The following is a 7,701-nucleotide window of genomic DNA, read 5'->3' on the forward strand; positions in this document are numbered from 1 at the left end:
TTGCGTTTACCCGTCGCGGGGTGGAGCAGCTCGGTAGCTCGCTGGGCTCATAACCCAGAGGTCGCAGGTTCGAATCCTGTCCCCGCTACCAGCCGAAACGGCCCCTGGAGGCGTCTCCGGGGGCCGTTTTCATGCCGGTTGTGAACGGATTTGTGAACGTTAGCCTTGCTCATCTAACTATTTTCTTCGCCGCCTGAACCCCCACCCGTTGCAGATCAGGACGGACCGGAAACCGACTCGGCGCGTGCGCCAAGTGATCGGCGCAGAGCTGTTGCGGTGGCCGGTCTCGCGCCACTGTTGTCGCGAGGCGCTCACAAGGCCGCGAGCGACGCGGGGGTCAGCTGGGCGGCCGAACGCGAGAACCAGGGGGAGAGGCGGTGCGGATTGAACGGCGCCTTCGGGCTGGCATGAGTTGAGGGCACCACTTCAACCTCGCAACCGCCATTGGATTTTGAGTGAAGGGCCGGGGGCGGTTCACAGACCTGTCCGGGTGTCAGGTGACCTGCCGTCGGGCGAAGACGTCGGTCAGGTCACGGGTTGTCCTGGGCCTACGTAGCCGAGTTTGAGCAGGGCTTTGCGGAACTTCAGCTCTTGATCGAGCGGGACGGCGAGATGTTTGTTGCCGATCGGGTGGCACAGCGGGCGGAGGCTACGGTCGTGGGCGATGAGCGCGGCGGTGGCGGGATCGGCGCATTCGATCACGCGGGCGTGGCCAAGGTCGATGAGCTGCCCGGCTCGGTGGTGGACATCCGCGATCAGGTTGCTCAGCGTGCTGGGCAGTTCGTGCTCGGTGCGCTGGGTCAGGAACGTGCTGAACTCTGTCAGTTCGCGGCCGGAATCGATCGCGGAAAGCAGGCTGGTGGCTGAGACCGTCCAGACGCGATCGTTGGTCTGTTTCGCGTAGGCGGAGAGGAAGAGCCGGTCTGTGGCTGGGCTGTCCCCGGTGGCGACGATGTCGAGGTTGGACAGCACCTTCAGCGGCGGAGCGTCGGTCGCGTCGGAGTTGGCCGGTTGGTAGGTGTCGGTTAGGCCGAGCACCCAGGCGCCCAGCGCGGTGAGTCGGATCGACTGGAGGCCGTCGTAGCGACTGAGGGCGTCCAAGTCGTCTGCGCCCCAGTTGTTCTGGAAGTCCTCGCGAGCGCCAGCAGGGTGGACGTAGTCGAGGTCGACCAGCCCCAGGGTGCCGGTGTACTCGAACAGAACGGCCAGGGTGTAGCGACCTTCTAGGAGTTCCCAGTTGTGAAAGCCGTCGTAGCCGAGGCTGCCGTACTGCGGATCGACGAGGTAGAGCTTCCATAGCGCTCTGTCGTTGCGGGCGATGATGGGGCTCCGGTTGCTGCGGCGCATGGTGCTGAACAGAGTGTCGACGTCGATCCACTCGCCCGGCGGGCAGGTGGCCAGTGCCTCGTCGATGATCTGGCGGCGGGTCTTGGCCGCGGTGAGCACGTTGCGGGAGCGCTGACCCTTGATATTTTCGATCCGGCTGAACTCGTCGATCACCGCGTGGGTGAGCCAGCGTTGCCACAGGTGGCGGATGACTTCTGCCGGTGGTTTCCCCAGCGCCGCACGGCCTTTCGCGGTTGGTTGGAGCCGAGTGCCTTCGAGCCTGGCTAGTCCACCGGCCTGGATCAGCAGTGGCCAGGCGAAGCTGGCGATGGGTTCGCCTGCGTAGAAGTCGCCGTCCGCGAGGTGCGTATCGATGGTGCGGATGGTCGCTGCCGAGGGGCGACCGGTTTTGTGGCTGCACTTCACGTCGCCAGCCACGCACAGCTCGAGCACAATGCGGAGGTTGGTGAGGGCTTCGGGCGCGGTCAGCCGCACCCGGTGCTCGTCGACATCGTGCAGGGGGCCCACGGTGTTCAGGCTCCTTTCACCCAGCGGCGGTACGCCGCGATCCACTCCGCGCCGTCGGGCTGCGGTGTAGGCAACGGAAGGTCCAGGATTGGGATGCGCTGTGTCGATCGGCCGCGCGTGCAGACGGCCATGATCTGTTCGTCGTCGGTCAGGTCAATGCCCGCCACGGTCACGTCCACGCCGATGACCATGGTTTGAAACGGCACGGCGAGATTGTCGTCGAGCATGGTGTAGAAGCCCGTCACGCACTCGCTGTCGTTGTAGCAGTCGACGGTCGCCTCCGCGATCAAGGCATCCAGTGTCGCGCGATTCGATCGACCCATCCGGTCAGCTTTCCATCCCCGGGGACCACGCCTTCGCAAAAGACTACCGAGTGATCGCGCGCCAGCCGCTCAGCACGTCCTCGACGCGCTCGCGCACCTGCCGTCGAGCCGTTTCCCGGTCGACGCCCGACATCAGCAGCCGGTCGTAGCCGGTGTCAACGTGCCGGACCGACGCCGCAACGGCGAGCGATACGGCGTCGGGATCAAGGACCCGCCCGGCCGCGCTACGTCCGATCCGGCCGCTGCTGCGCGTCGCCGCATAACGCGCGATCGCCTCGGCCCGGCCGACGGGGCAGCCCGGGAACTGCGCACGGATCGCGGCGGCAAGTTCGGCCGCCAAGCTCACGTCCTCGTCGGCTCGTCTCGCTTGGTCCCGCTCCCTGCGGCGAGCCCGCACCTCGGAGTCGGAGAGGCACTCGATTTCGGCACGCTCGATCGCCTCGGCCTCGGCCAGGATGCCCTGGCGCTCATAGCGCTTGCGTGACCGGCTCCACCGCACCACCACAGCAGAGAGCCGGCTGGCCTTCTTCGCGCGCCGGGTCAGCGCCGCATCACCAGAAGGCAGGAAGACGAGATGCCCGAGATCGGAGCAGTCCAGGCAGAGTGGGCCGGCGTCCTCCATGAACAGCAGGTCGCCGGTGCTACCACACGACGTGCACGTCCACTCTTTGACCGGCGAGATCACGACGAGATCCGGCAGTCGGCTCTGCCGCTCGACCGCACGCTGCGACAAGTCGGGCGACACCCAGTGCGTCCGGTACGCGCGCTCGATGGCGGCATCCCCGCTGTCGCTGAACCGCAGCGGGCGGCGGTCGCGAGTGCGGGCGACGTAATCGGTCTCCGACGGGTTGAGCCCGCGGTCGCGCGCCCAGCGCCGGAACGCCGCCATCGCCACCGTGACCTTGCTCAGATTGGCCTGCACGACGCGCTCGAGCGACTCGACCCGCCCCTGCCGCCACCTGTCCAGGTGCGACGGCGCCAGCCAGCCGAGGCCGAGCAGCACGTCGATCGCGCTGACGAACCGTTGTTCGGCGAGCGCTGCCTCGGCTGCTCGCGTGACTCGCTGCTCCAGATCCTGCGGAGTCATAGCCTGGCCGAGCGTATCCCGTGGACAACCAACCAGGCCCGACCGGCAATCTCGCCAGACTTGGCGCCATGACAGATCACGGTATTGATGCACCATCCTTTCCGCGAGGCCAACACCCTCGCCCCGTCGGCAGCTGAGCGGCCTGGCCGCCGTCACCGCGGCGGCCAGTCAGCCGGTCAGCGGTTTGCTGATCGAGTTGTAGTGGCGGTGGACATTCCTTATCCACGCGCCGAGTCGGCGACCTCAAGGATAGTTGCGCAGCTTGAGTGAAACCAAAATTGCGAAATCCATAGGGTGCCAGATCATTGCGAAAATGCCAGCAGTGCTGAGACCAGACACCCACAGCCGGGGGTGCTGATTGTCAGATGAAACGGAGGACCTGAGGGGTAACCGTTCGTATTCGACTCTGTCGAATTCGTCCATCGGCCGCGGCCGAGCTTCACCGTCGATGTCTAAAGCGCTCAGAGCGACGTGGAGTGTGGTCGTGACTGGCGAGCATCTGAACGCGAATGCGTACCGTCAGACGGCGGACGCCTGGCCGCACGCCGTCGGCCATCGCGGACGCTGGGCAAGCCTGTGCCTCCTGGGTGACTCGATGCCATTGGCGAGTAGGTGCCTCGCGTAGGTATGCCAGGAGTCGGTTGAGGGGCTCGTTCCGGTCGTTGCCCGCAACCCGGTGACCAACTCCCGCGAGCGTGTAGCCGAATGTAGCACTTCTTGCTACAATGCAGCGATGGCCAAGATTATCGCGCAGCGTGAGCTGCGCAACGAGAACGCGAAGGTAATCGAAGCAGTAACGGCAGGCGAAACCTTCGTCGTCACCCGTAACGGCGAACCGGTGGCCGAGCTTCGCCCGATTCGGGCCGGTCGCCGCACGTTCATCTCCCGCGACGAAGTCGCGGCGCTGGCGGCAGCCGGCGTGCGCATTGACCATCGTCAGTTCCGCGCCGACCTCGACCGGTTAATCGACCAAGGACTGTGAGTGACGTCTGGACTTCTCGACACTTCCGTGGTCATCGACTGGCACGATCCGGCCGTGATCGCCGCGCTGCCCGACGAGATGGCGATATCCGCGATCAGCGCGGCTGAACTGGCGGCCGGCCCACACCTTGCCACCAACCCGATGGAAGCCGCGAAGCGGCAGGCTCGGCTGCAGGAAGTTGAATCAATGCTGGAACCGATCCAGTTCGACGGCGCCACAGTCCGAAGCTACGGACTCATCGTTGCCGCCGTCGTCGGCGAAGGAAGGACGCTGCGGAGCCGATTCGCAGACCTGCTGATCGCCGCGACCGCACACGCCAATCAGCTCGATCTGTACACCCGAAACGGCGATGACTTCACCGGACTGGAGAAACTCGTCCGCGTCATCGCCATCTGATAACACAGCCCCGTCCAGTAGCCACCGCTGCAACATCCGTCTCGGATCTCGAATCCTGCAGCGCACCAAACGAACCGGGCGACCAGGTGCCGCGAGCGAGTGGGTAGGTCCTGCATCTGACGCAATCCGACGGGTTTACCGGTGACCCCCATATTCGATTCCGGCGTATTCGTCGCGGTCGAGGGGAGGGGAGCCCATGAAACATGGTGTGCAGCGCGCTGCGGTGCGGCACACGCGATGAGGATCGAACCGACGCCGAGGCGGCTGCACTTGCTGGTTGCTGTGTTGGGAACGGATTTGGGAACAGAACAGGGTGAAATCGGTGCGAACAAGTGCGACACCATGACACACGCCAGACTGCAGAACGCCTTTGATCGGCAGCTATGAGACTGAGCCCAACGGCCCACCCGTTGCAGATCAGGACGGAGAAAAACTACGGGCAGCTATGACCTGTTCGAGGAGCCGTTCGCGACGCGCTGGTGACAAAGCGTTGCCCGCGCCAGAGTAGCCGCTTCGGGAGTCACGTTCGCAGACGCATTTGCCGTGGCGACGCCGCTGCTGGCACCCGACGGCGGTCTGATTGCGGCGATCACTGCAGCCGTCGACGCCTCAGAATCGGATCGTCTCGACCATATCGGTGACGAGCTCAAGAAGGCCGTTACAACGATCGGCCGTCAGCACGGCCTCAAGGCGAAACAGCCAGTCGAGCAGCCCGCTTGGAACTCTGATCAGCCGTCATGGCACGGCAGCCGGATGGAGCAGGCCAGGAAGGAATCGAATGCGATACGACTTCACGCGACGATGATGAGCGCGTGGACTGGGGTATGGACTCTTCTTTCCCGTTACGTACGCGACTCGCACGCGCGGTTGACCTTTTATTCGGTGATTCCACCACTAGTCGTCGGCGATCCCGGGTGCACTGAGCGCCGCCACGGTGTCTTCATGATGGACCAACGAATTTGCGGCGACAGCGAACATCTCGAGCTTGTCGATCACGGTTTGCCCCTCCGGGGTGTGCCCCCAGATGCTGATGCCCTGATGTGTTGTTGGTTTCCAGGTGGATTCGTCGACGACGATCGGGTTCCACCCGACCTCCCATTCGAAACCGGAGGGCGTCTGCGCGTAGTAGGACAGTTCCTTGTCGTTGGTGTGCTGGCCTACCGACAGGGCCATGTGAAAACCGAGTTCTTTGACCCGCTGGTAGGAGGCGACCATGTCGTCGAGCGTGGCGACCTGGACGTTGACGTGCTGAATTCGGGTGCGGATCGGGTTGATGGGCAGGGCGTTCACCGATGCGATCGCCACGGAGTGGTGCCGTTCGTTGACGCGCAGGAATCGGATCTTGAGCTTCATGCTGTTGATCGTCTCGTCGATGTAATCGGACAGTCGTGCGTCGAAGACGTGGTTGTAGTAGCCGCGGACCTCGTGAGGCTTCTTCGTCATGAGCGCGACGTGGCCGAGTCCGCCTGCCCCAGTGACGAATCCGGTGCCGGGGATGTCCAGCGGGAGTGGAGCGGTGCGAGCCGTGGTGTAAATCTCCTGGGTCAGCCCGCTGGGCCCGGGAAACCGCAGAAAGCGCTCGACCCCTCGCAGCTTGGCTTCCTCCTCGGCGCCCTCAACGGCGGGTACCCCGTGACCGATGACGCGACGACTGACCTCGTCGAAGGTCGCGTGGTCATCGAGGTGCCAACCCAGCGCGACGACGTCCTCGGCCGGTCCCCGCCGCAGCAGGATTCGGCATTCGTTGGCATCCAAGCGGAATCGGATCGCGTCAGGCAGCATGTCGTCGAAGTTCATGCCGATCGCGTCGCGACCGAAGCGCTTCCAATCGTCGAACTTGTTCGTTTCGATCACGGCATAGCCCAGGTGGACATTGCCGAACAGATCAGTGGACATCGAATCTCCTTGAAAAGTGTTAGGGAGTGAGGAATGCGGTGGTGACGGCGTTGAAGAAGTCGGCGCGTTCCCACTGCACCCAGTGGCCGGTGTTGGCAGTGATCAGTACGTCGGCGTTGGGCATCCGCTCCCCGAGCATCGTTGCGCCGCTTGGCTTGTTGACCTTGTCTTCGCGTCCCCAGATCACCAGTGTCGGCGTCTCGAGGGAGCTGAGCCGTCGGTCGCGGGTGAAGTCCATCCGCCACAGCGTGCGAAGCCCGGCCGGGCGTTGCAGCGGCGGGTTGGCAATGACGTCGGGGTCGATCGATGCCGCGTACCGCGATTCGATCAACGATTCAGGTACGGCATCGCCGTCGAACACCAGATAGGTGCGGATGAACGTGCGCAGTTTGTCCAGGGTCGGCCCGTCGCCGCCGTAGTACGACAGCAGGCTCTTGAGGCCCGGGGTTGGTAGCCCGCGGGTGGTTCCGATGCCGCCGGGCCCCATCAGCACGAGCTTGTCGACCCGGTGCGGAGTGTCCAGAGCGAGCCGCAGTGCGCAGGAACCGCCGTAGGAGTTGCCGACCAGATGAGCCCGCTGGATGCCGAGTTCGTCGAGCAATCCCCTGATGGAATCTGCGAGATACCCGAATGGATCGCTGCGGTCGATACCTTTGGCGGAGCGGCCGTAGCCCGGCATGTCGGGCACGAGGACCCGGAAGTGTTCCGCCAGGGCCTCGATGTTGCGGGAATAATTCGACACGCCCGACGCGCCGGGCCCGCCGCCGTGCAGGAGCACCACCGGCGCACCGGTGCCGGCCTCGGCGACGAAGATGTCCTTGCCGTGCACGCGGACGGTGCGTTCGGTCATGGTGTTGCTGGTCATTGCTGTTCCTCTATGCCTTGAAGGCGGTTGGGGGTGGCGGCAGTGGTTGGCCTTCGGCGGCGGCGGCGTAGACGAACCCGTCGGGTCGCACGACCACCATCGAGGCGCCCTTCTGGTCGAGCCAGCGTGTCAGCATGCCGTCGGCGTCCACCACGCTGTCGGTGTTCGGTTTGCTGCCGGGCACCAGGATTTTCACCACCGGCACGCCGGCTGCCCGCCAGGCCTGCCCATCGGAGGCGGGCCCGAGATGCGCGACCACCCAGCGGCCGCCGATGACGTCGTCGAGGCGCACGGCGTC

Annotated in this window: 7 protein-coding genes, 1 tRNA gene and 1 pseudogene; 3 read left to right on the plus strand and 6 right to left on the minus strand. The window is 64.8% G+C overall.

Annotated elements, in window-relative coordinates; translation table 11 throughout:
• The first annotated feature begins 14 nt into the window (after positions 1 to 14).
• A tRNA-Met gene (locus VKG81_RS10905) sits at positions 15 to 91 on the plus strand.
• Between the two features lie 434 nt (positions 92 to 525).
• Here the strand turns inward: VKG81_RS10905 and VKG81_RS10910 are convergent.
• The 3 genes from VKG81_RS10910 to VKG81_RS10920 are packed head-to-tail and all read right to left on the minus strand — an operon-like array spanning position 526 to position 3,264.
• On the minus strand, positions 526 to 1,854 hold the full coding sequence (locus tag VKG81_RS10910) for a helicase-associated domain-containing protein (protein WP_324395923.1): 1,329 nt from the start codon (positions 1,852 to 1,854) through the stop codon (positions 526 to 528).
• Positions 1,855 to 1,859: 5 nt separating this feature from the next.
• Entirely contained in the window at positions 1,860 to 2,177 is a 318-nt protein-coding gene (locus VKG81_RS10915) for a calcium-binding protein (RefSeq protein WP_324395924.1), read from the minus strand.
• A 43-nt stretch (positions 2,178 to 2,220) separates the two neighbouring features.
• Positions 2,221 to 3,264, minus strand: a complete 1,044-nt coding sequence (locus VKG81_RS10920; RefSeq protein ID WP_324395925.1) for a DUF2293 domain-containing protein — start codon at positions 3,262 to 3,264, stop codon at positions 2,221 to 2,223.
• Between the two features lie 733 nt (positions 3,265 to 3,997).
• Between VKG81_RS10920 and VKG81_RS10925 the strand changes: the two genes are divergently transcribed.
• Together VKG81_RS10925 and VKG81_RS10930 are read left to right on the plus strand one after the other, a co-directional pair.
• Positions 3,998 to 4,246, plus strand: a complete 249-nt coding sequence (locus tag VKG81_RS10925) for a type II toxin-antitoxin system prevent-host-death family antitoxin (RefSeq protein ID WP_324395926.1) — start codon at positions 3,998 to 4,000, stop codon at positions 4,244 to 4,246.
• Positions 4,247 to 4,642: a type II toxin-antitoxin system VapC family toxin gene (locus VKG81_RS10930; protein WP_324395927.1), complete on the plus strand. Its 396-nt coding sequence runs from the start codon at positions 4,247 to 4,249 to the stop codon at positions 4,640 to 4,642.
• Positions 4,643 to 5,536: 894 nt separating this feature from the next.
• Here the strand turns inward: VKG81_RS10930 and VKG81_RS10935 are convergent.
• The 3 genes and pseudogenes from VKG81_RS10935 to VKG81_RS10945 form a co-directional block, all read right to left on the minus strand.
• A complete protein-coding gene (locus VKG81_RS10935; RefSeq protein WP_324395928.1) occupies positions 5,537 to 6,538 on the minus strand; it encodes a VOC family protein in 1,002 nt (333 codons plus the stop codon).
• A gap of 19 nt (positions 6,539 to 6,557) precedes the next feature.
• Positions 6,558 to 7,403 carry an alpha/beta fold hydrolase gene (locus VKG81_RS10940; RefSeq protein ID WP_324395929.1) on the minus strand — a complete coding sequence of 282 codons (846 nt, stop codon included), beginning with the start codon at positions 7,401 to 7,403 and terminating at the stop codon, positions 6,558 to 6,560.
• 10 nt (positions 7,404 to 7,413) lie between these two features.
• A pseudogene (locus VKG81_RS10945) lies at positions 7,414 to 7,701 on the minus strand (FAD-binding monooxygenase); the annotation flags it as partial.

The sequence above is a fragment of the Mycobacterium sp. genome (assembly GCF_035314905.1).
GTDB lineage: Bacteria > Actinomycetota > Actinomycetes > Mycobacteriales > Mycobacteriaceae > Mycobacterium.

Bases quoted from the DNA above. Each gene is read 5' to 3' on its own strand.
- VKG81_RS10915 (WP_324395924.1), bottom strand. From the start codon at position 2,177: ATGGGTCGATCGAATCGCGCGACACTGGATGCCTTGATCGCGGAGGCG.
- VKG81_RS10920 (WP_324395925.1), bottom strand. From the start codon at position 3,264: ATGACTCCGCAGGATCTGGAGCAGCGAGTCACGCGAGCAGCCGAGGCA.
- VKG81_RS10925 (WP_324395926.1), top strand. From the start codon at position 3,998: ATGGCCAAGATTATCGCGCAGCGTGAGCTGCGCAACGAGAACGCGAAG.
- VKG81_RS10935 (WP_324395928.1), bottom strand. From the start codon at position 6,538: ATGTCCACTGATCTGTTCGGCAATGTCCACCTGGGCTATGCCGTGATC.
- VKG81_RS10940 (WP_324395929.1), bottom strand. From the start codon at position 7,403: ATGACCAGCAACACCATGACCGAACGCACCGTCCGCGTGCACGGCAAG.